The sequence below is a fragment of the Arthrobacter sp. AOP29-A2-19 genome, from assembly GCF_058138025.1.
The window spans coordinates 3156758-3182250 of the sequence record NZ_CM176894.1; the positions used below are offsets into that span (position 1 = coordinate 3156758).

General features: G+C 70.3%; 24 protein-coding genes. 8 read left to right on the forward strand and 16 right to left on the reverse strand.

The window, feature by feature from the left end; all coding sequences use genetic code 11:
• The first annotated feature begins 221 nt into the window (after positions 1 to 221).
• Entirely contained in the window at positions 222 to 1790 is a 1569-nt protein-coding gene (locus AC3ZJJ_RS14525) for a Na+/H+ antiporter (protein WP_489892529.1), read from the forward strand.
• Positions 1791 to 1800: 10 nt separating this feature from the next.
• Here AC3ZJJ_RS14525 and AC3ZJJ_RS14530 read toward each other — a convergent pair whose 3' ends face one another.
• On the reverse strand, positions 1801 to 2196 hold the full coding sequence (locus AC3ZJJ_RS14530) for a YchJ family protein (RefSeq protein WP_489892530.1): 396 nt from the start codon (positions 2194 to 2196) through the stop codon (positions 1801 to 1803).
• Positions 2193 to 2396, reverse strand: coding sequence for a hypothetical protein (locus AC3ZJJ_RS14535; RefSeq protein ID WP_489892531.1), 204 nt, complete (start codon positions 2394 to 2396; stop codon positions 2193 to 2195). The genes AC3ZJJ_RS14530 and AC3ZJJ_RS14535 overlap by 4 nt, the downstream gene beginning before the upstream one ends.
• 164 nt (positions 2397 to 2560) lie before the next feature.
• Between AC3ZJJ_RS14535 and purS the strand changes: the two genes are divergently transcribed.
• From purS to purL, 3 genes are read left to right on the forward strand one after another with little or no spacing between them, the layout of a single operon-like run.
• Positions 2561 to 2812 (forward strand): phosphoribosylformylglycinamidine synthase subunit PurS, encoded by a 252-nt coding sequence (gene purS / locus AC3ZJJ_RS14540; RefSeq protein ID WP_489892532.1) that lies wholly within the window; start codon positions 2561 to 2563, stop codon positions 2810 to 2812.
• Entirely contained in the window at positions 2812 to 3567 is a 756-nt protein-coding gene (gene purQ / locus AC3ZJJ_RS14545) for a phosphoribosylformylglycinamidine synthase subunit PurQ (protein WP_489892533.1), read from the forward strand. The genes purS and purQ overlap by 1 nt, the downstream gene beginning before the upstream one ends.
• Positions 3564 to 5870 carry a phosphoribosylformylglycinamidine synthase subunit PurL gene (purL, locus tag AC3ZJJ_RS14550; protein ID WP_489892534.1) on the forward strand — a complete coding sequence of 769 codons (2307 nt, stop codon included), beginning with the start codon at positions 3564 to 3566 and terminating at the stop codon, positions 5868 to 5870. The genes purQ and purL overlap by 4 nt, the downstream gene beginning before the upstream one ends.
• A gap of 66 nt (positions 5871 to 5936) precedes the next feature.
• Here purL and AC3ZJJ_RS14555 read toward each other — a convergent pair whose 3' ends face one another.
• The 3 genes from AC3ZJJ_RS14555 to AC3ZJJ_RS14565 form a co-directional block, all read right to left on the reverse strand.
• The gene (locus tag AC3ZJJ_RS14555; RefSeq protein WP_489892535.1) at positions 5937 to 6632 is read right to left on the reverse strand and encodes a TetR/AcrR family transcriptional regulator; all 696 of its coding nucleotides are present in this window, start codon (positions 6630 to 6632) and stop codon (positions 5937 to 5939) included.
• Positions 6633 to 6738: 106 nt separating this feature from the next.
• Positions 6739 to 7641 (reverse strand): SDR family oxidoreductase, encoded by a 903-nt coding sequence (locus AC3ZJJ_RS14560; RefSeq protein WP_489892536.1) that lies wholly within the window; start codon positions 7639 to 7641, stop codon positions 6739 to 6741.
• Between the two features lie 9 nt (positions 7642 to 7650).
• Positions 7651 to 9072, reverse strand: coding sequence for a DUF1990 family protein (locus AC3ZJJ_RS14565; protein WP_489892537.1), 1422 nt, complete (start codon positions 9070 to 9072; stop codon positions 7651 to 7653).
• 82 nt (positions 9073 to 9154) lie between these two features.
• Here AC3ZJJ_RS14565 and AC3ZJJ_RS14570 point away from each other — a divergent pair, with 82 nt between their 5' ends.
• A complete protein-coding gene (locus tag AC3ZJJ_RS14570; RefSeq protein ID WP_489892538.1) occupies positions 9155 to 10207 on the forward strand; it encodes a hypothetical protein in 1053 nt (350 codons plus the stop codon).
• A gap of 3 nt (positions 10208 to 10210) precedes the next feature.
• Here the strand turns inward: AC3ZJJ_RS14570 and AC3ZJJ_RS14575 are convergent, their stop codons facing one another.
• Both AC3ZJJ_RS14575 and AC3ZJJ_RS14580 read right to left on the reverse strand, forming a co-directional pair.
• The gene (locus tag AC3ZJJ_RS14575) at positions 10211 to 10543 is read right to left on the reverse strand and encodes a putative quinol monooxygenase (RefSeq protein WP_489892539.1); all 333 of its coding nucleotides are present in this window, start codon (positions 10541 to 10543) and stop codon (positions 10211 to 10213) included.
• Between the two features lie 42 nt (positions 10544 to 10585).
• Complete coding sequence (locus tag AC3ZJJ_RS14580) at positions 10586 to 10978, reverse strand: MmcQ/YjbR family DNA-binding protein (RefSeq protein ID WP_489892540.1); 393 nt, start codon at positions 10976 to 10978, stop codon at positions 10586 to 10588.
• A gap of 23 nt (positions 10979 to 11001) precedes the next feature.
• Here AC3ZJJ_RS14580 and AC3ZJJ_RS14585 point away from each other — a divergent pair, with 23 nt between their 5' ends.
• A complete protein-coding gene (locus AC3ZJJ_RS14585; protein ID WP_489892541.1) occupies positions 11002 to 11805 on the forward strand; it encodes a DUF1206 domain-containing protein in 804 nt (267 codons plus the stop codon).
• Positions 11806 to 11827: 22 nt separating this feature from the next.
• On the opposite strand, the gene AC3ZJJ_RS14590 is transcribed toward AC3ZJJ_RS14585, so the two are convergent.
• The 4 genes from AC3ZJJ_RS14590 to AC3ZJJ_RS14605 all read right to left on the reverse strand — a co-directional run bounded on the left by AC3ZJJ_RS14590 (position 11828) and on the right by AC3ZJJ_RS14605 (position 15690).
• Entirely contained in the window at positions 11828 to 12259 is a 432-nt protein-coding gene (locus AC3ZJJ_RS14590) for a CoA-binding protein (protein ID WP_489892542.1), read from the reverse strand.
• A gap of 232 nt (positions 12260 to 12491) precedes the next feature.
• Complete coding sequence (locus tag AC3ZJJ_RS14595) at positions 12492 to 13379, reverse strand: carbohydrate ABC transporter permease (protein ID WP_489892543.1); 888 nt, start codon at positions 13377 to 13379, stop codon at positions 12492 to 12494.
• Positions 13380 to 13381: 2 nt separating this feature from the next.
• Positions 13382 to 14323, reverse strand: coding sequence for a carbohydrate ABC transporter permease (locus AC3ZJJ_RS14600; RefSeq protein ID WP_489892544.1), 942 nt, complete (start codon positions 14321 to 14323; stop codon positions 13382 to 13384).
• Positions 14320 to 15690 carry an ABC transporter substrate-binding protein gene (locus AC3ZJJ_RS14605; RefSeq protein ID WP_489892545.1) on the reverse strand — a complete coding sequence of 457 codons (1371 nt, stop codon included), beginning with the start codon at positions 15688 to 15690 and terminating at the stop codon, positions 14320 to 14322. Before AC3ZJJ_RS14605 ends, AC3ZJJ_RS14600 begins: the two co-directional genes overlap by 4 nt.
• A gap of 148 nt (positions 15691 to 15838) precedes the next feature.
• Here AC3ZJJ_RS14605 and AC3ZJJ_RS14610 point away from each other — a divergent pair, with 148 nt between their 5' ends.
• The gene (locus AC3ZJJ_RS14610; protein WP_489892546.1) at positions 15839 to 16786 is read left to right on the forward strand and encodes a sugar-binding transcriptional regulator; all 948 of its coding nucleotides are present in this window, start codon (positions 15839 to 15841) and stop codon (positions 16784 to 16786) included.
• Positions 16783 to 18186 carry a xylulokinase gene (gene xylB / locus AC3ZJJ_RS14615; protein WP_489892547.1) on the forward strand — a complete coding sequence of 468 codons (1404 nt, stop codon included), beginning with the start codon at positions 16783 to 16785 and terminating at the stop codon, positions 18184 to 18186. Before AC3ZJJ_RS14610 ends, xylB begins: the two co-directional genes overlap by 4 nt.
• Here xylB and AC3ZJJ_RS14620 read toward each other — a convergent pair.
• The 5 genes from AC3ZJJ_RS14620 to nikE all read right to left on the reverse strand — a co-directional run bounded on the left by AC3ZJJ_RS14620 (position 18183) and on the right by nikE (position 25483).
• Positions 18183 to 19496 (reverse strand): MFS transporter, encoded by a 1314-nt coding sequence (locus AC3ZJJ_RS14620; RefSeq protein WP_489892548.1) that lies wholly within the window; start codon positions 19494 to 19496, stop codon positions 18183 to 18185. The two genes, xylB and AC3ZJJ_RS14620, sit on opposite strands and share 4 nt — an antisense overlap.
• A 61-nt stretch (positions 19497 to 19557) precedes the next feature.
• Positions 19558 to 21042: a mannitol dehydrogenase family protein gene (locus tag AC3ZJJ_RS14625; protein ID WP_489892549.1), complete on the reverse strand. Its 1485-nt coding sequence runs from the start codon at positions 21040 to 21042 to the stop codon at positions 19558 to 19560.
• 100 nt (positions 21043 to 21142) lie between these two features.
• On the reverse strand, positions 21143 to 22576 hold the full coding sequence (locus AC3ZJJ_RS14630; protein WP_489892550.1) for an NtaA/DmoA family FMN-dependent monooxygenase: 1434 nt from the start codon (positions 22574 to 22576) through the stop codon (positions 21143 to 21145).
• 2 nt (positions 22577 to 22578) lie between these two features.
• On the reverse strand, positions 22579 to 23820 hold the full coding sequence (locus tag AC3ZJJ_RS14635) for an acyl-CoA dehydrogenase family protein (RefSeq protein WP_489892551.1): 1242 nt from the start codon (positions 23818 to 23820) through the stop codon (positions 22579 to 22581).
• 28 nt (positions 23821 to 23848) lie between these two features.
• The gene (nikE, locus tag AC3ZJJ_RS14640; protein WP_489892552.1) at positions 23849 to 25483 is read right to left on the reverse strand and encodes a nickel ABC transporter ATP-binding protein NikE; all 1635 of its coding nucleotides are present in this window, start codon (positions 25481 to 25483) and stop codon (positions 23849 to 23851) included.
• Positions 25484 to 25493: the final 10 nt, after the last annotated feature.

Genomic DNA, 25493 nt, shown 5'->3' on the forward strand with positions numbered 1-25493 from the left:
GGACTGCGTGCCGGCCTTCTCACGTGCCGGCCCAGTCAGCGTACTAGAAATCCTGTTCTAATAAAAATCGCCAGAGTGAACCTGTGTTCTAACGCCGTCCCGCCCCGCAAGAAAGTGTCCCTGCGGGGCGTGTGGTGGCGTCACACACGGGCGGTTTTGCGCACCCCTGCGAAGGGAGGTTCGAACAGCGTGGGAAAATGGCACAAAGGGGGCACAAATACATGGAATTCCTTATCCTGCTCGTCGGATTGCTGTTCGGAACGGTCCTCGTTGTGGGCCTTGGCGAAAGGATCAGGCTTCCTTATCCCGTCTTGATGCTGGTCTTCTCGGCCCTCGTGGCCTTCCTGCCCTTCATCCCCGAGGTCCACATCAACCCGGAGCTGATCCTCCCGCTCTTCCTGCCCCCGCTGCTTTTCGCCGCCGCGCAACGAAGCTCGTGGTCCGTCTTCCGGCTCCGCTGGCGGTCCCTGGTGCTGCTGGCCGTCCTCCTCGTTGCCGCCACCACGGCAGTCGTCGCCGGCGTCGCATGGGCGATCGTGCCCTCCATTGGCCTTCCCGCCCTGATCGCCCTCGGCGCGCTGGTGGCGCCGCCGGACCCCGTGGCCGTGGAGGCCGTCGCCGGCAAGGTCAAGATGCCCCGGCGGCTGATCACCGTGTTGCAGACCGAGGGCCTCTTCAACGACGCCATCGCCATCGTCATTTTCCAGGCTGCGGTCGCGGCGTCCGTCAGCGGCGGGCACGTGGGCTGGGAGGTCGTCCCGAACTTCCTCGTGGCCGCCGCGGGCGCCGTGGTGCTGGGACTCGCCATGGCGTGGCTGGTCGGCACGATGAACCGCTTTGTCCCCAACCTGGTGGCGCGCTCGGCCACCACGCTGGTCGCCCCCTTCGCCGTCTATCTGCTGGCCGAGGAGATGCATTTCTCCGGCGTCGTCGCCGTGGTCGTCACGGCCCTGGACCTTGGCCGCCGGGCCCGGCCCCAGGACTCCGAGGAGCGGCTGACCCGCCGCGCCTTCTGGGACGTCGTGGAGCTGCTGACCACCGGCGTCGCGTTCGGGCTGGTGGGCATCGAGATGCGCTACGTCATCGAGGACGAGGGCCGCGGCATCCTGGACTTCATCCCCGGCATCACGGCGATCTGCGTGGCGGTGCTCGCTGTCCGCTTCCTGTGGATGGTCGCGATCTACAGGCTGGGAGGGGCGCAGAAGAACCAGCCTCCCGGCTCGCTGAAGGAAGTGCTGGTGCTCACGTGGTGCGGCATGCGCGGGCTCGCCACGCTGGCCCTCGCCCTGGCCCTGCCGTCCACCATGGCGGACGGGACACCCTTCCCCGGGCGGAACTTCATCATCGCGGCCGCCTGCTCGGTGCTGCTCGTGACGCTTGTGGTCCCCGGCCTCACCCTGCCCGCCCTGATGCGCAAGCTCCAACTTCCCAACGACCACGCCGCGGTGGAGCGCAAGGTGCGCGACCTTGCCAGGCGCGCGGAGCGGGTCGCACTCGAGACCATGAAGCGCTCGAAGGCCGCGGACCGGCTGCCGCCCGAGCGCCGCGCCGCGCTGGCCCGAAGGATGTCATCGCTGCACACGCTACTGGAGAGCGACTTCGAGGACGACGCGGACAAGATGCACGCCATCAAGTCGGTCCTCTCCGTGATGGACGACGTCCAGCGGGAGGCACTGGACGCCGCCCGCCGCGAGGTCCTCGACGCTCGGCGCCAGCCGGGCGTGGACCCCGAGGCCGTCGACCGGGTTTTGCGGCGGCTGGACCTTCGGACGGTCACGCTCGAGCGGTAGGGACGCCCGTCTAACCGCCGTCCACGTAGTACCACCGGGAGTCCTCGCGCGCGAACCTGCTGACCTCGCGCTGGACTCCGCGTTCGCCGTCGTGCAGGTAGTGCGCGGCGAACTCCACCGTGCCGCGGTCGTCGAAGGGGCCGCCGGCCGCGGTGCGGACGACGTCGAGGCGGCGCCACCGGATGTCTTCGTCCAGGACCAGCGTGGCCGGGCGGGTGGACGGATGCCACGTGGCGAGCAGATAGTCGGGCCGGCCGGCGACGAAGGCGCTGTACCGCGAACGCATCAGCTCCACTGCCGTCGCCGGCCACACGCCGCCGGCGAAGCCCTCGTGGAACCTCCCGCAACACTCGCCGTAGGTTTCGCCGGAGAGGCAGGGGCATGGAGCCGCCGTTCCCCCCGTCACGCCCCGGGACCCTCCCGCTGCACGGACTGGAGGTGCGCGGCCGCCGCGCGTTCGGCGGCACGTTCGGCGCGGTCCGCGGCGACGCGGTCGTCGCTGCGCTTGCGCAGGACCATCCGCACCAGCCCGGCCGCGACGGCGGCCGCCATGATGGGCAGCAGGAAGGACGGCGGCCGGCCGTCGGCGGAATGTTTCGTAGCCATGGCACCAGATTACGTTGCCCAGTGGCACCGGTCACGGCCGCCGGGTTGGCCCCGCGGGGAGCCGGTAGACTGGGCACGCAAGCTCGCGGAGCGCCCACACCTTGGCGTGAGACGGCACCTCCGCAGGCGGCTTAATCACACCCCTCGCGCACAGGAGACCCCGGATGCCCCGGATCGTTGTTGATGTTATGCCCAAGCCCGAAATCCTTGACCCGCAGGGCAAGGCAATCGTGGGGGCACTTCCCCGGCTCGGTTTCGACGCCTTCAGCGGCGTCCGCCAGGGCAAGCGGTTCGAACTCACGGTCGAGGGCGAGGTGACCGAGGCCGTGCTGGCCCAGGCCCGCAACGCCGCCGAGACGCTGCTTTCCAACCCGGTGATCGAGGACGTCGTCAACGTCGAGGTCGTCGCCGACTAATGAGCACCGAAATCCCCCTCATCGGCGACTACTCGCCCGCACAGGGCGCCGAGCTGACCGGCGCCCGCATCGGCGTCGTGACGTTCCCCGGAACGCTTGACGACCGCGACGCGGCACGGGCCGTGCGCCTGGCCGGCGCCGAGGCCGTGCCGCTGTGGCACGGCGACGACTCGCTCTCCGGCGTCGACGCCGTGGTGATCCCCGGCGGCTTCTCCTACGGCGACTACCTGCGCGCCGGCGCGATCGCCCGTTTCGCCCCGATGATGTCCAAGATCATCGACGCCGCCAACTCGGACGCGAAGCTGCCCGTGCTGGGCATCTGCAACGGCTTCCAGATCCTCACCGAGTCCCACCTACTGCCGGGCTCGATGATCAAGAACGACCACCTGAAGTTCATCTGCCGCGATCAGATGCTCCGCGTCGAGAACAACGGCACGGCATGGACCGGCGCCTACTCCGCGGGTCAGGAGATCTCGATCGTCCTGAAGAACCAGGACGGGCAGTACGTCGCCGACGAGAAGACCCTCGACTCCCTCGAGGCCGAGGGCCGGGTGGTGTTCCGCTACGTCGGCTGGAACCCGAACGGCTCCCGCCGCGACATCGCCGGCATCTCCAACGCGGCCGGCAACGTGGTGGGCCTGATGCCGCACCCCGAGCACGCCGTGGAAGCGGGCTACGGCCCGGACCACACCGGAACCGACGGGCTGGGCATGTTCACCTCCGTCCTGACCACCCTCGTTGGAGGCACCAAGTGACCACGACCCAGCAGTTCAACATCGACACGGTCGAACACGCGGCCGCCACGCCGGAGACGGAGCTGCCGTGGGCCGAGCTTGGCCTGAAGCGGAACGAGTTCGACGAGGTCGTCAAGGTCCTGGGCCGCCGCCCCACCGCCGCGGAACTGGCCATGTACTCGGTCATGTGGTCCGAGCACTGCTCCTACAAGTCCTCCAAGAACCACCTGCGCCAGTTCGGCGACAAGGTCACCGAGGAAATGAAGAAGGACATGCTGGTGGGCATCGGCGAGAACGCCGGCGTGACCAACCTGGGCGACGGCTGGGCCGTGACCTTCAAGATCGAATCGCACAACTCCCCCACCATGGTCGAGCCGTTCCAGGGCGCCGCGACCGGCATCGGCGGGATCGTGCGCGACATCATCTCCATGGGCGCCCGCCCTGTCGCGGTCATGGACCCGCTGCGCTTCGGCGCGATCGACCACCCGGACACGGCACGCGTCATCCACGGAGCCGTCGCCGGCATCGGGGCCTACGGCAACTCCCTGGGCCTGCCCAACATCGGCGGCGAGGTGGTCTTCGACTCCGTCTACCAGGGCAACCCGCTGGTCAACGCCCTGGCCGTCGGAGTGATGCGCCACGAGGACATCCGCCTGGCCAACGCCTCGGGCCAGGGGAACAAGGTGGTGCTCTTCGGCGCGCGCACCGGTGGCGACGGCATCGGCGGCGCCTCGGTGCTTGCGTCCGAGTCCTTCGACGACACGAAGCCGTCCAAGCGTCCCGCCGTCCAGGTCGGCGACCCGTTCGCGGAAAAGGTGCTCATCGAGTGCTGCCTGGAACTGTTCAAGGGTTCGCTCGTGGAGGGCATCCAGGACCTCGGCGCCGCGGGCATCTCCTGCGCCACGTCTGAGCTGGCCTCCAATGGCGACGGCGGCATGGAGGTCGAGCTGACCTCGGTGCTGCTGCGCGATCCCACCCTGACGCCGGGCGAGATCCTGATGTCCGAGTCGCAGGAACGCATGATGGCGGTGGTCTCCCCGGAGAACATCGATGCCTTCGAGGCCGTGATGGAGAAGTGGGCCGTCGAGTACTCCTGGCTCGGCGAGGTCACCGACACCGGTCGCCTGATCATCAAGTGGGACGGCGAGGTCATCGTCGACGTGGACCCGCGCACCGTGGCGCACGACGGGCCGGTCTACGACCGCCCCTACGCCCGCCCCGAGTGGCAGGACGCGCTGCAGGCCGACACGTTCAAGGCCTCCGCCGCCGGCGCCAACCTGCCCTCGACGGGCGACCAGCTCAAGGCGGCCGTGTTGGAGCTCATGGCGTCGCCGAACATGTGCGACAAGGCGTGGGTGACCAACCAGTACGACCGCTACGTCGGAGGCAATACCGCCCTCGCCGCCCCGGACGACGCCGGAGTGATCCGCGTCGACGAGGAGACCGGACTGGGCGTCGCCCTGGCCACCGACGCCAACGGGCGCTACACGTTCCTGGATCCGTACACGGGCGCCCAACTGGCCCTGGCCGAGTCGTACCGCAACGTCGCCACCTCCGGCGCCATCCCGATGGCGGTCTCCGACTGCCTGAACTTCGGTTCCCCGGAGGATTCCGACGTTATGTGGCAGTTCGCCGAGGCCGTCCGCGGCCTCTCCGACGCCTGCATGGAACTCGGCGTCCCGGTCACCGGCGGCAACGTCTCCCTGTACAACCAGACCGGCAGCACCCCGATCCACCCGACACCCGTGGTGGCGATGTTGGGCAAGTTCGACGACGTGGCGCGCCGCACGCCGTCGGGCTGGCGCGACGATGCCGACGGCCAGGCCATCTACCTGCTCGGATCCACCCGCGACGAGCTGGACGGGTCGGAGTTCGCGAACATCCGCGGCCACCTCGGCGGACTGCCGCCGCGGGTGGACCTGGCGGCGGAGAAGACGCTCGGCGCGATCCTGATCAACGCCTCCCGCGACGGGATGATCGATTCCGCGCACGACCTCTCCGAAGGCGGCCTCGCGGCCACCTTGGCGGAGATGTCGCTGCGCTACGGCGTGGGCGCCCGCGTGGCGCTGAACGACCTGTGCGACCGCGACGGCGTGGACGCCTTCACGGCGCTCTTCTCCGAGACGCAGGGACGCGCCGTGGTGGCCGTCCCCCGCTCGGAGGAGGTCCGGTTCAACGACATGGCCACCGCGCGCCAGTATCCGGTGGTGCGCCTCGGCGTTGTGGACACGGAATCCAGCGCACTGGAGGTCCAGGGGCTGTTTGAGCTGGACCTCGCCGAACTGCGCGAGGCCCACGAGGCAACGCTTCCGAAGTACTTCTAGGGCGGTCCAGCCCAGTTCCCCGCGGGGGCGTCCCGGTTCGCTGGGACGCCCCCGCGGCGTTTGCCGCTAGCGCATCAGTTCGATCCGGTTCATGAGGTTTTCCAGCGCTTCCTCGAACTCCTCGCCCGTGCGGTCCTCGGAGAGCAGGCCCTTCAGGCGCAACAGTTGCGGATATTCGCCCAGATCCGACTCCGACGACGCGTCCGACACCTCGTCGACGCCCCCGATCGCGGCTCCCATGGCCGCCACCTCGAGCAGCAGGTGTCCCAGCAGGAAACTGCTGAACGCGCGGTAGGCCGCCACCGCCCCCTGATCGCTGAAACCGGCCGCCTTGAGGCCCTCGAGGAAGGAGTCGATGAGCCCGAGGTTCCGCAGCGGCGGCTGAACCCAGGGCGCCTGCGCCGGCTGGGTGGCCACCAGCGGGAAAATCAGCGGATGCGCGAGTGCGACGCGCCGCACGCCGTGGGCGAGCCTCACCAGGTAGTCCTGCCAACCGTCCTGCGGCGCGGCGTGCACCTCGGGGTCGGTGGACAGCTCGTCCAACACAACGTCGACGATCCCGTCGAGCAGGTCGTCCCGCGACGGAACATAGCGGTAGAGGGACATGGCCTCCACCCCCAGCTCCGCCCCCAGGTGGCGCATGGAAAGCTGCCTGAGCCCGTGCTCGTCAATGTAGGCGGCGCCGGCCTCGAGGATCATGCGCCGTTCCAGTCGCCGTTTGGACGGCTGCCTGTCGGGTGCTTGGCTATCGGATAGTCTCACGTGCTTACCCTTACGTAGGTTTAGGCCCAGCCTACGTCCGAATGCTGTGGATCCGGCTACATAATCGGCGCCGCGACTGCGGTTGTTCGACGTCCGGCCCCTCGCCCTAGGGAAAGGCGACGCCGGCCGCGCGCCCGGTCTCGTCGAACAGGCGGCGCCGGTCCGCCGCCCTGCGGGCGGCCGGCGGCAGTTTGGCGGGCACCGGCGGACCGGCCAGGCCAAGGGTGCCGTGCGGTCCGAAGTACATGGCCCCCTCGGCATCCGTGGCTGCCATCAGCACGGGCAGCGAGCCGGCGTCGGCCGCGTGCCCGAACCGGTCCCAGCCCAGCCCCGCGCCGACCATCCGGCGCAGGCCGCCACCCGCCTTGCCGTCCAGGGGGCCGTTGTTGACCAGCTCGGTGCGGGCCAGGCCGGGGTGAGCGGCGCGTGCGGAGATTCCCCACCCCTCGACGCGGCTCCGCTCCTCGAGCTCCAGCGCGAACATTACGTCGGCGAGCTTCGTCTGGCCGTAGGCGGCCCAGGCGGAGTAGCGCCGCGTGTGGTTCGGGTCTCTCCAGTGGATGCGGCCGGCCCAGGCCGCGACGGATCCGACCATCACCACGCGCCCCCGGGACGCTCCCAGCTCCGGGAGCAGCCGCGCGGTGAGCGCGTAGGGGCCGACGTAGTTGGTGGCCCACTGCAACTCCAGCCCGTCCACGCTCTCCCGCCGCTCGGGAATCGCCATAACTCCCGCGTTGTTGACCAGCAGGTCGATGCCCCGGCCCGCCTGGCGGTCCGCGAAGGAACGCACGGAGGCCAGGGACGAGACGTCGAGGTCCTCGAGCTCCAGCCGGGCGTCCGGATGGGCCCCGCGCAGGCTCGCGATGGCCTCCCGTCCCTTGGCGGCGTTGCGGACCGCCACCACGACGTCGGCCCCCGCCCCGGCGAGCGCCTTGGCCGTCTCGAAGCCGAGGCCCGAGTTCGCGCCCGTGACGATGGCGCGTTGTCCGTTCAGATCCGGTAGCAGCATGTGCTCAGGCTACCTCCCGGCCGCGAGCGCCTTCGCTGCCCCGATGTAGCGGCGCGTTACGAGCGCCTGGCATGCGGAGGCGACGGGTGCGCCCAGGCGGTAGAACCAGTTGGCATGCCGGCTGAAGGCGAAAAGCTCGAAGTACACGCTCCCGTCGCCGTCCAGGACGGCGAGGAAGCTCTCCTCGCCCGATTCCGGATGCCCGCGCAGTGTGCCGTAGCCGAAGCCCGCCCGGTTCCCGGCCTCTTCGGCCCAAACCACCCTGCAGGGCGCCGGAATCCTGAACTTGCCGAGCCCGAAGCCGCTGACGATGCGCCCGCCCACCGCGGCGACAGGTGCGTCCGCGCGCACCGTGAGCCCGGCGCCGCGGTGAAGGTCCCAGCCCAGGATTCCGGCGGCCAGGCGCTCGAAGTCCCGGCGTCCGTTGCCGACGTGGACGCGGTGGAACGCGGTCCGGTAGCCGTCCGGCGCGCGCCCCGAGCGGGTCAACCCCCAACCGGTGTAGGTCAGGTCCGGGAAGGGCGGAGCCGCGTCCGGGAGCACCCCGAGCCGGGCCAGCCGGCGTCGCGCCGCAAGCTCGCTGGGACCCTTCGCTCCCAGGGCCGCGCCGATGACCGCCAGCGCCACGCGGCTGGCGGGGACAAGCGGCAACCGCATCCGTGGGCGCCGCAGCCCCAGCAGGTCCAGGTAGCGGTCCGGCAGGGTGTCCACGACCGCGGCGAATAGGAGCCGATACCCGGGCAGCAGGAGGGGATCCAGGGGCGGCTCCTTCAGGAAGGACACCACCTCCTCGACGCGGGGACCGCCGCTGAGCCGGCCACCGTCGTCGTACTCCCGCATCCTGGCGCGCAGTCCCGCCTCGGTGCGGGGCGGGTCGTCGATCCCCATCAGTTCCGCCGCGATGGCCCATTCGCGCACGTAGGCATCGGCGCCCTGTGGCACGGGGCCGGCGAAGACCTCGTAGCTGCGCAGGAAGGCGTCCATAAAGGCAAGGTGCACCCACTCCGAAAGCCCCGGATCGTTGGCGGAATACTCCAAATCGGCGCCCCGGCCGTCCACGTACGTCCCGCTGACGGGAACGTGCCGCCTCCTGACGTACTCGCACGCACGCCTGGCCGCCCCGGTGTCCCCATAGGTGACGGTGAAGATCCAGCGGATGGTTCCCGCGAGCCTGGCGAGCGGGTCGGCCCGGTAGTCGGAGTGCTCCGCGACGCCGGCGAGCACGCCGGGGTGGAGCGCCTGGACCAGGAGCGCGCGGATGCCGGCGGCGATCGGCGTCATGCCGCCGTTGACCGTCCAGACGGCGGAGCCCGGGGCGAAGTACCCGGCGTCTTCGCCCTCCGCGAGCGCGTCCTCCCACGCCGGTACGCCCTCGCTCTGACCTGCGAAGGTCATGCGGAGCCGGGAGCGCAGCGGGGCCAAGACGTCCATGCCCCGAGCCTACGCCGGGCGCCGGGAAAGTGTCGTGGGAAAAGTACCGGCCGACAGGGGAGCCGGTGGCTACGCTGTCCTCATGAGGAGCAGCGGGGGCGCCATACGCGGCGGCACGGGCAGGGAATCGCCGACCACCACGGGACGCGGACTGGCCGCGCTGGCCTGCGGGTTGCTGGCCGTCGCGGCCCTGACGGGTTGCGAGGCGGCCCGCGGCGTTTTTCCCAAGGCATTCCCGAGCGATTCAACGACCCCCACGCCCGCGGTCCGCGCGACGGCGGCCCCGGACGGCGCTTGGAAGACGGTCACCACGCGGGCCGGGGACATGTCCTTCCGCATCCGCGACGACTGGTCGGTGGAACCGGCGCCCGCCAGGGAGGGCACCTCCAGCACGGGCATTCCCGCCTACCGGGTCTTCAACGCCGACGGAACCGAAATCGCCGTGCTGCAGCAGAACCCGGGGGCGACGACCTCGGCGGCGCTCCCGGGATCGACGTTCACGCAGCTCGACTCCGTCCCGGCTCCCGGCGCGGACCTGCTGGTGGACGCGTCCAGGTCCCAGGTCCGGTTCGACCTCACCACCCACCCGAACGGCGACAGCGAGGCCTCCTACGGCCTGACCTCCGGTGTCCCGGTCTCCGCCGCGACCGCGCCGGGTGGACAGGTTCCGCTGGGCGGCGGCGTGCAGGGAACCCCGAAGCTGGCCGGCCCACTGGTCTTCCAGGGGCTGCTGGCCCTCGGACCGAACGAGCGCACCCCCAGCCAGCAGGACAAGGCCTTGGAAGCTGCCAAGGCCTACCTGATGGGCCAGGAGTACGCCGATCTGACGGCCATGTTCCTCTCGCTCGACCACCACCCGGAGCGGGCCACCGGGACGCGCTGCGACGGATCCGCCTTTACGTACACCAGCGTGAACGTCGACTGCGGGACCGTCCTCGGCGTCTACCACACCGCACGGATCGCGGAGCGGTACGATTCGCGGTCCGGCTCCACGGTGCGTGTGATGGGCGACTACCTTTGCTCGCTGAAGGAACTCGGCGCGAAGCTGGACGGCGTGCGCAAGGGCGAGGGCGTCGACGGGACCTGCAGGGTCGACGGCGGCTACGGCTCCTTCACGGCGACCTGGAAGTCCTGAGACCTAGTCCTCGGCCCCGTCGATGTTCAGCTCGCCCATGCGGTCCCAGCCTTCGCCGTCGATCTGTCGGCTGATGATGCGCGGCGTCTCGGCGAGCGCCGGGCGCATGGCGTCCAAGCCCGCCGCGAAGTGGTCGCTGGAGACGTGCGCCTCGGCCGCGTCGTCCCGGAACGCCTCGGTCAGGACGAACTCGTTGGTGTCCTCCACGCTGCGCGACCAGTCGAACCACAGGTTGCCCGCCTCCACCCGCGTGGCTCGGGTGAAGGGTCCCACGATGTCCATAAAGCGGTCGGCGTACTCGGGTTTGGTCCTGAACTTGACGACGATGAAAATCATGGGACCAGCCTAGCCATCGTCGGCGCCGCGCGCGGGCACCGCTCAGTCTCCCCGTGTCAGGCGCCGCCAGCCGAGGGCCTCCCGGTCCGCCCGCGGCATCCCCTCCAGCACCAGGTCGTAGGAGTCCTCGACCAGGTCCCGAACGGTCTTCCGGCCCAGGTTTCCGCCGCAGTCGACGGTGTTCCAGTGCCGCTTGTTCATGTGGTAGCCCGGCGTGATCTCCGGGTGGGCCGCCCTGAGCTGTTCCGCCAACGCCGGGTCGCACTTGAGGTTGATGCGGCCGCCCGCGTCGTCGGGCCACGCGAGGGCGAAAACGCGCGCGGGCGAGTCGGCCCGGCCGCGCACCTTGAACACCGAGGTGTCGGGTCCGAAGGGGAAGTCCTCGAACGCCCCGGGCAGCGACAGGCAGGTTCGGCGAATCCACTGGTAGTCCACGCGGATGATCCTATGCTTAGCCCATGAGCAATTCCCACGATGCCGTAGATGCGGCGAAGAACGCCACCGGTCACCCCTGGTTCGAACGCGTCGCACGCGTGGGCTACGTCGCCAACGGCATCATGCACGGCCTGATCGGGGTGTTGGCGCTCAACGTCGCCTTCGGCCGCTCGGGCGAGGCGGACCAGGGCGGTGCCTTGGACACCATTGCCCGGCAGCCCCTGGGCAGCGTCCTGCTGTGGGCCTGTTTCGTGGGCTGCATCGTCCTCGGCCTGTGGCACCTGGCGCAGGCCGCCTTCGAGTCCCAGGACAAGGTGGGCCGACGCCTGAAGGACGCGGGCACCGGCATCGTCTTCATCGCCGTCGGGGCGACGTTCGGACGCTACGCCATGGGCGGCAGCGAGGATTCCGGCGAGAAGACCAGCACCATCAGCGCGGAGTTGATGTCCAACCCGGCCGGGACCGTGGCGCTGGTGGTCGCGGGCGCCGCGCTGATCGCCGTGGCGGCCTACTACGTCTACAAGGGCGCGTCGCAGCGCTTCCGGCGGGACCTCGGCATGCCGTCCAAGCGGGCACTGGCGCGGGCCATCACCGTCACCGGGACGCTGGGCTACGTCGCCAAGGGCCTGGTGCTGGCCGCGCTGGGTCTGCTGTTCGTCGTCGCCACGATCCAGCACGACCCTGAGGACTCCACGGGCATCGACGGCGCCCTCAAGGCCGTGCGCGACCAGCCGTTCGGAATGCCCGCGCTGGTCCTGATCGGCTTGGGCCTCATCGCCTACGGCGTTTACCTGGCGTTCCGCGCCCGCTACGACAAGATGGACTGACCCCGCCCCCGGCCGGCGGCGGCTAGGGCAGCCTGGCGGCCTCGATCTTGGGGCACGTGTCCATCACGACGTCGAGGCCGGCGGCCTTGGCTCGCGCGGCCGCCGCCTCCTCCACCACGCCGAGCTGGAGCCACACGGCCTTGGCGCCGACGGCGATGGCCTGGTCGACCACCGCGCCGACCCTGGTCGAGTTCACGAAGCAGTCGACCACGTCGATCGGTCCCGGAACATCGGCCAGGCGCCGGTATCCCCGCTCGCCGTGGACGTCGTCGCCCTTGAGCGACACGGGGACGATTTCCATCCCCAGCCCGTCGCGGATGAACAGCGAGACCCCGCGCGCCGCCCGGAGCGGATTGTCCGAGAGTCCGACGATCGCCCATCGGCCAGGAGTCGTCATCAGCCGGACAATCACCGCCGGATCGTTGACGTGGTGCGCGCGCTCTGAGTCCGTCATGGGACACACGCTACCCGCCGAACAGAGCGGGTGCGACGGCGCCAAACGCGAAAGCGCCCCTGCCGCTCGGGGGAACCGGCAGGGACGCTCTGGTCGCATTGGACGGGCGAACCGTCCGTGACTCGGCGCCGGGGCGTTGGGGGACTCCCCCGGCACCCGACGATCCTGCCCCACCGTTGTCCCGTAAAACAACTGGACATTCCGCCGGGGCATGGACCGGCAGCCCGCCGGCCTACTTCACGGCGCCCATGGACAGGCCACGGACCAGCTGCTTCTGCGCCAGCCAGCCCGCGAGAACCACGGGAAGCGACGCGAGGACCGAGGCCGCGGACAGCTTCGCCAGGAACAGCCCCTCGCTGGTCATGGTGGACATCAGGAAAACCGGGACGGTCGCGGCCTGCGCGGCGGTCAGGTTGAGCGCGAAGAAGAACTCGTTCCACGAGAAGATCACGCAGATCAGCGCCGTGGCCGCGATGCCCGGGGTGACCATGGGGATCAGGACCGAGCGCAGCGTCTTGAGCAGGCCGGCCCCGTCCATGGATGCGGCCTCAAGGACCTCGAGGGGGACCTCGGAGAAGAACGAGCGCATCATCCAGACCGCGATCGGCAGGTTCATGGCCGTGTAGAGCACCACGAGCGTCCAGATGTTGTCCAGCGCGCGCAGCTGCCCGGAGATCACGTAGATGGGCATGATGACGGCCACCACCGGCAACATCTTGGTGGAGATGAAGAAGAACAGCACGTCGGAGGTCTTTTTCACCGGACGGATGCTCAGCGCGTAGGACGCGGGTATCGCCAGCAGGATCACCAGCAGCGTCGAGACGCCCGTGGCGATCAGCGAGTTGAGGAAGAACGGAGCGGCGTCGGAGGACAGGACGGCGCGGTACTGGTCCAGCGTCGGCTCGAAGAAGAAGGTCGGCGGGTTGGATGCCGCCGCGTTCTCCTGCTTGAACGATGTGGCCACCAGCCACATGACCGGGGCGAAGAACACCAGTGTCAGGATCCAAGTGATGGCGGTGAGGAGGGGTCCCCCCGGATGCCGGCGCTTGCGCGCGGGCGCCTCCGGTCCGGTGCCGGCGGGGACGCGGTTTTCCGTCGTTGCGGTGGTCTGGGCTGCCATGGCTAGTCCTTCGTGTCGAAGCTACGGAAGATCAACCGCAGTGCGAGCGTCGCCACCACGATCGTTGCGATGACCACGATCACGCCCATCGCGGCCGCCTGCCCGATGTCGAAGCCGAGGAAGGCACGCTGGTAGATGTAGAACGGGAGGTTGGCGCTGGCCGTCCCTGGCCCGCCCGCCGTCATCAGGTAGATCTGGTCGAACGTGTTGACCACGTAGATGGCCCCCAGCAGGACGGCCAGTTCGATGTAGCGGCGAAGTTGGGGAAGGGTGACGAAGAGGAACGTCTTGCCCCATCCCGCCCCGTCGATTGAGGCCGCCTCCAGCACGTCCCGGGGCTGCGCCTGCAGCCCGGCGAGGATCAACAGCATCATAAACGGCGTCCACTGCCACACGAGCGCCATGATCACGGAGAGCAGCGGCGCCTGGGAGGTGAAGTCGATGGGTTCGGCCCCGAAGAGGCCGATCACCCAGTTGAGCAGCCCGTAGCTGGGGTTGAGCATGGACACGCCCCACAGCATCGAGGAGGCGACCGGCATGATCAGGAACGGCGTGATCAGAAGGGTGCGCACCAGTCCGCGGCCTTTGAACTCCCGGTCCAGCAGGATCGCGAACACGGTCCCGAGCACCAGCGCGACCGCGACGCAGCCCAGCGTGATGATCACCGAGTTCAGCGCGGCGCCGCGGAACGTCGAGTCGCCGAAGATGTCGACGAAGTTCTGCAGCCCCACGAAGGTGTTGCCGTCCGGGCGCAGGAGGTTCCAGGACCTCAGCGAGTACCAGAGGGTCAGCACGAACGGGAGCTGTGTCACCACGATGGTGAAGATCAGGGCCGGAAGAAGCGGCAGCCGCCGGCTCCATCCGTCCCTGCGCTCGGACCGGCGCTGGTCGCGGAGGCGCGCGGCGTCCGCGGTGCGGTCCCTGCTCAGTGTGGAGGTGCTCATGCCTGGCCTTCCTTGCGGTAGGTGCGCGCCACTGTCGAGGCGAAGCCCTGCGACTGGGCCAGAGCCTCGTCGACGCTCTGGGCGCCTGCGATGGCGGCCGAGATCTGTTGGGCCACACGGGTGCCCAGGTCCTGGAATTCGGGGATTCCGACGAATTGGAGCCCCTCGTAGGGAACCTTCCCCACGATGGACTTCTCCTGCGTCGCGTTGCGCATGGCCGAGAGGGTCGGCCCCGCGTAGGCGCTGGCGATCTCCGCGTACTCGGGGATCTCGTACGTGGACTGGCGGCTTCCGGGCGGGAGGCGCTCCCACCCCAGCGAGTTGCCGACGAGTTGCATGTAGTCCTTGTTCGTCATCCAGGACACGAAGTCCCAGGCGGCCTGCTTGTTGGCGCTGGACTCCGGGATGGCCAGCGACCACGTGTACAACCAGCCGGCGGCCTCGGTGTCGCGAACCGGGGCGAGCGCGTAGTTCGTTTTGCCGACGACCGTGGACGACGCCGGGTCCTCGATGGAGGACACCATGGCCGTCGCGTCGTACCACATGGCCGCATTGCCCTGCGCAAAACGGGTGAGGCAGTCGCCGTAGCCCGACGTCGCGGCCCCGGGCTGGCCGAAGGAGCGCACCAGGTCGACGTAGTCTCCCACGGCCTCCCGGACCTCCGGGCTCTGCAGCTGGGGGGCCCATTCCTCGTCGAACCAGCGCCCGCCGTAGGTGTTGATGACGGTGTTCAGGGGTGCCATGACCTCGCCCCAGCCGGCCAGCCCGCGGAGGCAGACGCCGGAAAAGTCGCGGTCCGGGGCGTGCAGCTCCTCCGCGAAGGAGCGGATGTCCCGCCACGTCGGCTGTTCCGGCATGCTGAGCCCGGCCTCGTCGAAGAGGTCCTGCCGATAGACCACAAAAGAGGATTCCCCGTAGAAGGGCACGGAATACTGGGCACCGTTGTGGGTGACCGCCTCGCGGATCGTGGGGATGAAGTCGGCGGCGTCATAGCCCGGGGTGTTGTCCATCAAGGGCGTGAGGTCGCTGATCCACCCGTTCTCGGCCCACATGGGCGTCTCGTAGTTGGAGATCATCACAACATCGAACTCGCCGCCCCCCGTCGCCACCGACGCCGTGATCTTGGCGCGGGCTTCGTTCTCCGGAAGCGAGACGAAGCGGACGTTGATCCCGGGATGGCGGGCTTTGAAGTCGTCCAGCAGGCTGACGGCGTCCGTCATCTGCGGGTTGGAGACGATCGCCACGACGATGGTGGACGACGAGGCCCCCGGCTGTGCGCCGCAGGCGCTCAGGCCCGCCGCAGCGACCGCGCCCGCGCCGAGGCCCAACAGCCTGCGGCGGTTCATGGTCAGGTTGGGAATCTGCATGGAACGGCTCCTCGCCTCGCCCGGCCGCGGCCGGCGCTCATCTGATCATCGAACGTCGCTCATTTGAATTGTGACTCTAGTCATATAGGATCAAATGAGCAAGGTTTGGCGCTCAGTAGTGGGCGGCCGGTGGGTAAGGGAGCGCTGGATGCACGCACGACACCAGGAGATGCTGGCCGATATCGCCGCCCTGTACTACCTGGACAACGCCTCGAAGGTGGAGATCGCCCGCGCCCGCGGCATCTCGCGCTTCCAGGTCGCCCGCTATCTGGACGAGGCCAAGCGCGAGGGCATCGTCAGCATCACCATCCACCGTCCGCATCTGGCCGCGGCCGGCGTCGAGGGACTCGCGGACGCGCTCGGCGTCCTCTCCGTGACGGTTTCCCGGCAGCCGCAGCCTGGGGGCGACGCCCGCGAAACCTTGGCGCGCGCGGCCGCCGGGGTCCTCGCGGACCTGGCGCGGCCCGGCTGCACGATTGGCGTCTCCTGGTCCCGCACGTTGAACCTCATGGCCTCCCACCTGCCGGACCTGCCCGGCTGCGACGTGGTCCAGTTGGCCGGGGACCTCAGCATCGGGAACGACGGCGGCTCCGGCCAGCTCCTGCACCGACTGGGCATGGCGGCGGGCGGCCGCACCTGGCCGCTGCCGGCCCCGCTTCTGGTCGAATCGGCCGCCACGGCGGCCAGCCTGCGAAGGCAGCCGGAGATCTCGGCGGCGCTGGAACGGGCCGACTCCCTGGACATCGCCGTCGTCGCCCTCGGCACGTGGGCGGACGGGCACTCGACCGTATGGGAGCGCGTCGCCCCCTCCGAGCGCCTGGCCGCCGCACGCGCCGGCGCCGTGGGCGAATGCTCGGGACGGCTGATCGCAGCGGACGGCTCCGCCGTCGGGGGCGAACTCGACGACCGCGTCATCGCGGTGGAGCTGGACCAGCTGCGCAAGACCCCGTCAGTCATCGCCGTCGCGCGAGGCAGGGACGGCCTGGCCGCCGTCATGGCCGCCGTGCACGGCGGGCTCGTGAACCATCTGGTCGTCGACGAACCCCTGGCGGCCGCGCTGCTGGAGAAACTGGGCACCACGGAAGGAACCGCATGAGGGAAGCCGTCGTCGGAGTGGACTCGTCCACCCAGTCCTGCAAGGTCCTCGTCGTCGACGCGGCCACCGGCGCGGTTCTGCGCTCGGCGAGCGCCCCCCACCCCGACGGCAGCGCCGTCGACCCCCGCGTCTGGGTCGCGGCGCTTCGCGCGGCGTGGGCCGAGGCGGCGCCGGGCAGCGCGGAACGGATCCTCGGCGTCGGGCTCGCCGCCCAGCAGCACGGCATGGTGGCCCTCGACGCGGCCGGCGAACCGGTGCACGACGCGCTGCTGTGGAACGACGTGCGCAGCGCGGACGCGGCGCGGGACATGGTCTCCGAGCGCGGCCCCGCCTTCTGGGCGGAGGCCGTGGGCTGCGTGCCGGTCGCCTCCTTCACCCTGACCAAACTGGCTTGGCTCGCGGCCAACCGCCCGGACGCGGCGGCCCGCACGGCGCGCGTGGTGCTCCCGCACGACTACCTGAACCACGCACTGACCGGAAACCACTTCACGGACCGCTCCGACGCGAGCGGCACGGCCTACTTCAGCGCCAGGGACGGGTACCGCGAGGACCTGCTCGAGGCGTACTTCGGGCGGGTCCCCGAGCTGCCGCCTGTCATCGGCCCGGACGCCACCGGGGGCACCCTGCTGCCGGAGTGGAACGCGGGCCCGGCGCCCGTCTCCGCGGGCGCCGGGGACAACGCTGCCGCCGCGCTCGGACTGGGCATGGTCGCCGGGGAGGTGGCCGTGTCCATCGGCACCTCTGGCACCGTCTTCGCGTCCGTGCCGGACGCGCCCGCGCCGGACCCGCGGGGCGAGGTGGCGGGCTTCGCCGACGCCGCCGGCGGATACCTGCCGCTGCTCGCCGTCATCAACTCCGCACGGGTGATGGCCGCAACCGCCGACCTGCTCGGTGTCGGCCTGCCCGAGTTCGACGACCTCGCGTGCTCGGCCGACCCGGCGGCGGACGCCCCGCTGATGATGCCCTACTTCGACGGGGAGCGGACGCCCAACCTCCCCGACGCCCGGGGCGCCGTGACGGGCATCAGCCGAGCCGGACTCACGCGCCCCAACGTCGCCCGGGCGTCCGTGCTGGCGGTGCTCAACTCGCTCGCGGATGCCGCGGAGTCGCTGGAGGCGCTGACCGCCCCCGCCGAACGCATCCTGTTGATCGGCGGCGGGTCCAAGTCGCGGGCGCTCCGCGCCGCGGCGCCGGAACTTTTCGGGCGCACCGTCGACGTTCCCGCGGCGGGCGAGTACGTGGCCCTCGGCGCCGCGCGGCAGGCGCTCTGGGCCGCCACCGGCGCCCTCCCCCACTGGGACCGCCGCCTGGATGCGACCCACACGCCGACGGGCGCCGAATGGGGCCCGGCGGTTCGCGGGCGGTACGCCGCGGAGCGGCGGCGGCTCTACGGCGTCTAGGGAATCAGCGCGTCCTCGTCCGGCAGCTGATGGTCCTCGGTCCGGGCCGACCGGAAGTTGGAGAAGAGGAGCGCCAAGGCCGCCAGCAGCAGGAATCCCACGGCCGCCCACAGCGCGGCCGCCGTGCCCGCGGCCGCCGCCACGAGTCCGCCGAGCGGGGCCCCGACCACGATCATTCCGCGGTTCACCGAGCGCATGGTTCCGCTCATGCGGGCAAGCATACGATCGGGGGTGACGGCCTGGCAGTACCCCATCTCGAGCGGCCCCTCGATACCCATGGCCATGCCGAACAGCAGCTGCCCCGCCCCGGCCAGCAGGAACGCACCCCACAGCCCCGCGGGCCATTGGGCGGGCGAAGCGTGGGTCCCTCCCGCGCCCAGCGGGCCGGCGGCGAGCGGCGCCAACGCCACCAGCGCCACGGCCGCCGGCTGTGCCAGGCGAGCCGCGATCATCGTCGGCCCCGTGCCCCAGCGGGATCCCGCCCGGGTGGACAGCAGGGTTCCGGTGACGGCGCCCAGGCCGGCGCATCCCATCACAAGGCCCAGGCCCAAGGGCCCCAGGCCAAGGTCGTTGATCACCAGTGACGGCAGGACCGTTCCGAGGATCGCCGATCCAATGAACCAGATGTGGGTGCTGCGGGCCAGGGGTCCCAGGGGGCCGCGGCCATAGAGCCAACCCAACCCCTCGGCGACGCTCCTGTGCAGCCGAAGTTCGCCGGGTACGGGCTTGCGGTCCGCGGACCGCCGCCCCAGCGAGACGAGCGTTGCCGCCGAGAAGAAGTAGGAGAGGGCGTCCAGCAGCAGGGCGAGCGGTGCGGTCACCAGCGCCACCAGCCCGCCGGCGACGGCGCCGCCGGTCGTTTGCGCCACCGTGCCGCTCTGCTGGAGGCGGGCGTTCGCCCGGGTCAGCAAGGATCTGGGGACCAGCTGCGGCAGGAGGCTCTGCTGCGCGGCGTCGCTGGCCAGGGCAAGGGCTCCGAACACGAACATCAGGGCCGTCAGGCCCGGCAGGCCGAGCGTCCCCGCCAGGGTCGCCCCGCAAACCGCGGCGAGGACCAGGCCCCTGCCCAGGTCTCCCGCAATCAGGACCTTCCGGCGAGGGAATTTGTCGATCAGGACCCCGGCAAGGAGCCCGAAGAGCAGGTAGGGGGCCCAGCGCGCGGCGCTCGTCAGACCCTGGTCCAGCGCAGTGCCGCCCAGGGTCACCAGGATCAGTACCGACAGTGCCACCGTCGTGATGTACGTGCCGAAATCGGACACTGTCGAGGCCAGCCAGAACCGCACAAACGCCGGATGGTGGCGAAGTAGCACCGGTGCCCCCTGTCGTTCCCACCGAGTGTAGCGGCCGGCCGGGGGCCCGGCGGCGCGGGCGTCAGCTCCAGCCGGCTTCGCGCAGCCGGGCCACCAGGGCGGCCGCGCCGTCCGCGTGGAGCACGTCCAGGGCCTCGGTATACGGCTGCGTGAACCCGGGCCGTTCGGCGAGGTCGCCGAAGAGGTCGCGGTCGCGCACAAAGGCCAGCGGGTCCTCGCCCTGCCGGGCCGCCGCCGCCATCACGCGCTCGCGGAGCCGGTCCACCACCTCTATGGGGCGGCCCTGCTCGTCCGTCCCCTCGGCGTAGCGCGCCCAGGCGGCGACGATCGCGGCGCTCAGGCGCACCGCACCGCCGTCGTCCAGGTTCTGCCGGATGACCGGGACCAGCCACGTGGGGATTCGGTCCGAGGACTCCGCGCACAGGCGGGCCAAGGTGTCCTTGACCTGTTCGTTGGCGAAGCGCTCGATCAGTTGCCGTTTGTAGGCCTCCAGGTCGATCCCGGGGACCGGACGGAGCGTGGGCGTCGCCTCCCGGTCCATGTAGGCCGTGAGGAAGCCGACGAAGTCCGGGTCGCTGCAGACCTCGTGCGCGTAACGGTAGCCGGCCAGATAGCCGAGGTACGCCATGGCCTGGTGGCTGGCGTTCAGGAGGCGCAGCTTCATGAGTTCGTAGGGTTCGACGTCGTCGACCATCTGGACGCCCGCCTCCTCCCACGCCGGGCGGCCCGACGGGAAGTTGTCCTCCAGGACCCACTGCAGGAAGTCCTCGCAGACCACGGGCCAGCGGTCCTCGATGCCGTACTCGGCGGCGACCATCTCGCGGTCCGCGTCCGTGGTGACCGGCGTGATGCGGTCCACCATCGAGCTCGGGAAGGCCACGTTGGCCCGGATCCATGCGGCCAGCTCCGCGTCCTTAAGATCGGCGAAGGCGGTGAACACGCGCGCCGCAAGGTGGCCGTTGCCCTGGATGTTGTCGCAGCTCATCACGGTGAACGGCGCCGTACCGGCGTCGCGGCGCCGCCGGAGGGCCTCCACGACGAACCCGAACGTTGTGGTCGGGACCGCGTCGGGCAGGAGGTCGGCCGCGACGGCGGGGTTGGCCGCGTTGAATTCCCCGGTGGACTGGTTGTAGTTGTACCCCCCCTCCGTGACGGTGAGGGAGACGATCCGCACGTTCGGGTCCACCAGCTGCGCCAGGACCGCCTCCGGATCGTCCGGGGCGAAGAGGTAGCGGGCGATCGAGCCGACCACGCGGGCCTGGCGCGATCCGTCCGGCGCCTTCTCAACGAGCGTGTACAGGTGGTCTTGGACTGCGAGCGCATCCCGCATCGCGGCGTCGTGCGGCATCAGGCCCACCCCGCAGATGGCCCAGTCCGCGTCCCGCCCGGCGTCCATCAGCCTGTCGAGGTACAAGGCCTGGTGCGCGCGGTGGAAGCCGCCCACCCCGAAGTGGACGATCCCGACCCGCCGCTCCGCGAGGGCGTAGGCCGGGACCGCCACACCGGCGTCCAGTTGGTCGAGCGTCTGGGCATTGAGCTGGCTCATCACACGTTCCCGTCGGTCGGAGAGGCGAAAGTGAGACGAGCATAACATTTGAGCCGGAGGAGTTGCTCAGGTGAGCGGGAACTTTCCGCCGGGAGAATGCCTAGCCCGATGCCGGCGCGGCGCCCGCGGGGTCCGGCGCCTGCGTCGCCGAGGCGGAGTGCTGCCCGAAGGCCCCGCGGAACCGTGCCGCCGGATGTGTTGCCTCCAGCAGCGGACCGCGCCCGAAGACCTTCTCGCGGAGCGTGCCGGGGGCGTACTCCGTCTGCGCGAGCCCTCGCCGGCGCAGCTCCGGAAGGATTCCCTCGATGAAGTCGGTGTAGGAGCCCGGCAGGATCTGGTTCATCACGTTGACCCCGTCCATGCCGGCGTCCTGCCAGCGCTCGAGTTCGTCGACGATCCGCTCAGGTGTTCCGGCGATCTGCTGGGCCTTGGCGCGGTAGCGCGCCAGGTCGCCGATGGTCGGCTTGCCGCCGGGGACCGCTGCGATCGCCGCCTCGAGCACACCGCGCGCGCCCTCGGTCTGGAGCTCCCCGAGCGGGGTGTCCAGGTCGAGTCCGCCCAGGTCCACGCCGATGCCGCCGCCGATGTGGGCGATGATCGCGTGCGGATCCAGGTACTCGTCGTACTCGGCCTCCTTGCGGCGCGCCTCTTCCTCGGTGCTGCCCACCACAAAGGAGAGCCCGGCGAACACCTTCACGTCGCCCGGCGAGCGCCCTGCCTCCGCCTCGAGCGCGCGGATCTGTCCAACCTGCTTGCGCACGTAGTCGGTGTGCGGGGCGAAGAGGAAAGTGGCCTCGGCGTTGGCGGCCGCGAACGCCTTGCCGCGCGTGGAGCTGCCGGCCTGGAACAGGAACGGGGTGCGCTGCGGGCTAGGGATCGCCAGGTGTGGCCCCTCGATCGAGTAGCGGGCGCCGCGGTGGTGGATCTTGTTGACCTTGGACGGGTCGGCGAAGACGCCGTTCTCCTTGTCCGCCAAAACGGCGCCGTCCTCCCAGGATCCCTCCCACAGCTTGTAGACGGCCTCCATGTACTCGTCCGCCCAGTCGTAGCGGTCGTCGTGGGCCGTCAGCCCGTCGGCGCCGAAGTTGCGGTGCGAGTTCTCCAGGACGCTGGTGACCACGTTCCACGCCACGCGTCCGCCGGAGAGGTGGTCCAGCGTGGAAAGCTGCCGGGCCAGCTGGTACGGCTCGGACTGGATGACCGAGCTGGTCATCGCCAAACCGATGTCCCGCGTGGTGGCGGACAGGGCGGACAGGAGCACCAGCGGATCGTGGGACGGGACCTGCAGCCCCTTGCGCACGTGGGAGGCCCAACCTCCCTCGTGGTTGCCGTAGAGACCCACGACATCCGCGAAGAACAGGTTGTCGAATTTCGCGTCCTCCAGCTGTCGGGCAAGGTCCGCCCACAGCGACAGTTCGTGGAAGCGGTGCTGCTGGGCCTCGGGGTGGCGCCATTGCCCGCCGAGGATGTGGCTGGGCGTGTTCATCAGGAAGGCGCTCAGCAGGAGCCGCGGCCGCGTGTTGTGGGTGCCCATGGTTACTTCGCCTCCCCGGCGCCGGTGGCGGCGTTTGCCTCGCCGATGCTGTTCAGGCCGGTGGGAATGGTCCCGTTGATGTGGAAGTCGCCGACGGACCGCGCCTTGAACACCACCGGATTGTGCGTGGACACGGTGCGGGCGTTGCGCCAGTGGCGGTCCAGCGCCTTTCCGCGCGACGTGGCGGAGGCGCCGGTGACGTCGAACAGAGCGCTGGACGCGTCCAGGACCAGCTTCGGGACGGAGACGTGGGCCGACTGGACGCCGAGCTCCGCCCGCAGGAAGGAGGCTTCGGCGTCCAGGCACAGGTCGGGGTCGACGGCGGCGTCCAGATCCCGGGCGGCGGCGACGACGATGGCCTCCGCCGCGTAGACGCCGGCGGCGATCTCGCCCACCCGCTCCTGGATGAGCGGATCGTTGCGGAACAGTTCCCCGGAGCCCGTGTTGAACGTGCGGGTGCGGGTGCGGACGATCGCGGAGGCGTCCCGCAGTGCCGCCCGCCCGATCCCGGCGAGCACGGACAGCAGTGCCAGCTGGAAGAACGCGGGTTCCAGGGTGCTGGTCACCTTGCGAAGGATGATGTCCTCCTGCGCCACCTCCACGTCGTCGAAGATCGCGGTGCCGGTCCCCGTCAGCGGCTGGCCGAAGCCGTCCCAGTCGTCCAGGATGGTCACCTTCGGATCGTCTACGCGGACCAGCGCGTACTGGCGGCCCTCCACCCCGTCCGTGCTCGCCATAACAACCACCCAGTCGGCGAAGATGCTGCCCGTTGTGTAGTACTTCTCCCCCGCCAGGAGCCAGCGCCCGGCCGACTGCCGCAGCTTGGTGGCCGTTGTGCCCAGCGCGTTTCCTGAGCGTTCCGTGGCCGCGTTGCCGAAGATCTCCCCGGCGAGCACGCGGGGGAACCACCGGTCCTGGAACCGCTGCGGCTGCAGGGCGATGGTCTCGCCGAAGGAGAAGTGGCTCCGCAGCAGGTGCGACACGTTGGAGTCGGCCTCGGCGAGCTCGATCAGCAGGCGGAAGAGGTGCTCGTGGCTGATTTCCTCGCCTCCGTGGGCGGCCGGGACGCGCAGGCTGGTGAAACCGGCGTCCTTCAGCCAGCGGACCTGCTCGTGGGGAAGCGTCCGCGTTGCCTCCCGCTCCAAGGTGCCCGCGGCGATCCGCTGGAACACGGGACGGAAGCGCGCGGAGAGCCGCGCGTAGCTGGCTTCGGTGGACTGGCGTTGCTGGAGGCTGGTGGCCATGGGGGTTCCTTCGCTTCGGGGGCGGTGGCTAGAGGGCGGCGAGTTCGCGCAGCCGGTGGCCGGGGTTGGCGTCGAGCAGCAGCGACGTGTAGTCGCTCTGCGGATCGGCGAACACCCGTGCCGTCGGGCCGGTTTCGAGCAGCTTGCCGCGGCGCATGACCCCGACGTCGTGGGAGATGCGCTCAACGACGTGGAGGTCGTGGGAGATGAACAGGTAGGACAGGCCCAGGCGGGTCTGGAGGTCCTCGAGCAGGGCGAGGATCTGCGCCTGCGTGAGCACGTCGAGGGCGGACAGCGCCTCGTCCAGGACCAGGGTGCGCGCGCCCAGCGCGAGCGCCCTGGCGATGGCGACGCGCTGGCGCTGCCCGCCCGAGAGCTCCCTGGCGCGCAGGGGCGCCAGCCGGGTGGGCAGTCCGACCTGGTCGAGCAGCTCCGCCACCTTCGCCCGGCGTTCGGACCTCGTGCCCACCCGGTAGCTGTTCAGCGGTTCGGCGACCAGGTCGGCGACCGACAGGCGCGGGTCCAGCGCGGAGTCGGGGTTCTGGTAGACCAGCTGCAGGCCGCGCCAGAGCTCGCGCTTGCCTGCGCCGCGGAGCCCGGTGGCGTCGCGGCCTCCGATGTGCACCGTGCCCTCGGTCGGATCAAGCAGGCGCATGATCATCCGTGCGGTGGTGGACTTGCCGGATCCGGACTCGCCGACCAGCGCGAAGGTGGTTCCCGGCCGCACGGCGAACGAGACGTCGTCGACGGCCCGGTGTTCGGAGCCGCCGCGGCCGAACACCTTGGCCAGCCCGGAAACCTCGATCGCCGGTGCGGGCGCGTCCTCCGCGGAGGGCGCCGACCTCTCGGCCGGCTCGGTCGGGGCGGCCTCGGCGAGCAGGCGGACGGTGTATTCGTCCTCCGGCCGGGTGAGGATGTCCAATACCGGGCGGTCCTCGCGGATCTTCCCGTGCCGCATGACCACAATCCGGTCCGCCAGATCGGTGGCGACGGCGAGATCGTGCGTGACAAAGATGACCGCGGTGCCGCGCTCGCGGGCAAGCCGCGTGAAGACGTCCAGCACGGTGCGCTGCACCGTGACGTCCAGCGCCGACGTCGGCTCGTCTGCGATCAGGAGCTTGGGATTGAGGCTGAAGGCGATCGCAATCAGCACGCGCTGCTTGAGTCCCCCGGAGAGCTCGTGCGGGTACTGGCCCAGCCTCTCGGCGGGGCGGTCGATCCCGACGGTCTCGAACAGCCGAACCACCTCCTCGCGCAGTTCGGCGCGCGAACGCTTGCGTCCCTCGGGGTGGAGGCGGAACACCTCGGCCACCTGCGAGCCGATGGTCTGCACCGGGTCCAGGGACGCGCCGGGGTCCTGCGGGACCATGCCGATGCGCTTGCCGCGGACGCGTTCCAGTTGCTTCTCCGACAGGGAGAGCAGATCGGTCCCGGCGAAGTCGATGGATCCGTCGAGGTGGGCGGTGGCGGGCAGAAGGCCGATGATCGCCTTGGACAGGGTGCTCTTGCCGGAACCCGACTCGCCGACAAGCGCGACGATTTCCCCCGGCAGGAGCGTCAGGTCCAGGCCGTCCCCGGCCAGCACGGAGTCCTCGCCGGATCCGTAGCGGATGCTCAGCCCGCGCACGCTCAGCAGCGCGCCGGTCGTTGGTGTGGTGCTCATGGTGTGCCTA

Coding starts and splice junctions, on each gene's coding strand:
- AC3ZJJ_RS14525 (WP_489892529.1), top strand. CDS start 222: ATGGAATTCCTTATCCTGCTCGTCGGATTGCTGTTCGGAACGGTCCTC.
- AC3ZJJ_RS14600 (WP_489892544.1), bottom strand. CDS start 14,323: ATGAGCACCTCCACACTGAGCAGGGACCGCACCGCGGACGCCGCGCGC.
- xylB (WP_489892547.1), top strand. CDS start 16,783: ATGAGGGAAGCCGTCGTCGGAGTGGACTCGTCCACCCAGTCCTGCAAG.
- AC3ZJJ_RS14605 (WP_489892545.1), bottom strand. CDS start 15,690: ATGCAGATTCCCAACCTGACCATGAACCGCCGCAGGCTGTTGGGCCTC.
- nikE (WP_489892552.1), bottom strand. CDS start 25,483: ATGAGCACCACACCAACGACCGGCGCGCTGCTGAGCGTGCGCGGGCTG.
- purS (WP_489892532.1), top strand. CDS start 2,561: ATGCCCCGGATCGTTGTTGATGTTATGCCCAAGCCCGAAATCCTTGAC.
- AC3ZJJ_RS14630 (WP_489892550.1), bottom strand. CDS start 22,576: ATGGGCACCCACAACACGCGGCCGCGGCTCCTGCTGAGCGCCTTCCTG.
- AC3ZJJ_RS14610 (WP_489892546.1), top strand. CDS start 15,839: ATGCACGCACGACACCAGGAGATGCTGGCCGATATCGCCGCCCTGTAC.
- AC3ZJJ_RS14560 (WP_489892536.1), bottom strand. CDS start 7,641: ATGCTGCTACCGGATCTGAACGGACAACGCGCCATCGTCACGGGCGCG.
- AC3ZJJ_RS14565 (WP_489892537.1), bottom strand. CDS start 9,072: ATGGACGTCTTGGCCCCGCTGCGCTCCCGGCTCCGCATGACCTTCGCA.
- purQ (WP_489892533.1), top strand. CDS start 2,812: ATGAGCACCGAAATCCCCCTCATCGGCGACTACTCGCCCGCACAGGGC.
- AC3ZJJ_RS14575 (WP_489892539.1), bottom strand. CDS start 10,543: ATGATTTTCATCGTCGTCAAGTTCAGGACCAAACCCGAGTACGCCGAC.
- AC3ZJJ_RS14635 (WP_489892551.1), bottom strand. CDS start 23,820: ATGGCCACCAGCCTCCAGCAACGCCAGTCCACCGAAGCCAGCTACGCG.
- AC3ZJJ_RS14535 (WP_489892531.1), bottom strand. CDS start 2,396: ATGGCTACGAAACATTCCGCCGACGGCCGGCCGCCGTCCTTCCTGCTG.
- AC3ZJJ_RS14570 (WP_489892538.1), top strand. CDS start 9,155: ATGAGGAGCAGCGGGGGCGCCATACGCGGCGGCACGGGCAGGGAATCG.
- AC3ZJJ_RS14595 (WP_489892543.1), bottom strand. CDS start 13,379: ATGGCAGCCCAGACCACCGCAACGACGGAAAACCGCGTCCCCGCCGGC.
- AC3ZJJ_RS14585 (WP_489892541.1), top strand. CDS start 11,002: ATGAGCAATTCCCACGATGCCGTAGATGCGGCGAAGAACGCCACCGGT.
- AC3ZJJ_RS14590 (WP_489892542.1), bottom strand. CDS start 12,259: ATGACGGACTCAGAGCGCGCGCACCACGTCAACGATCCGGCGGTGATT.
- AC3ZJJ_RS14625 (WP_489892549.1), bottom strand. CDS start 21,042: ATGAGCCAGCTCAATGCCCAGACGCTCGACCAACTGGACGCCGGTGTG.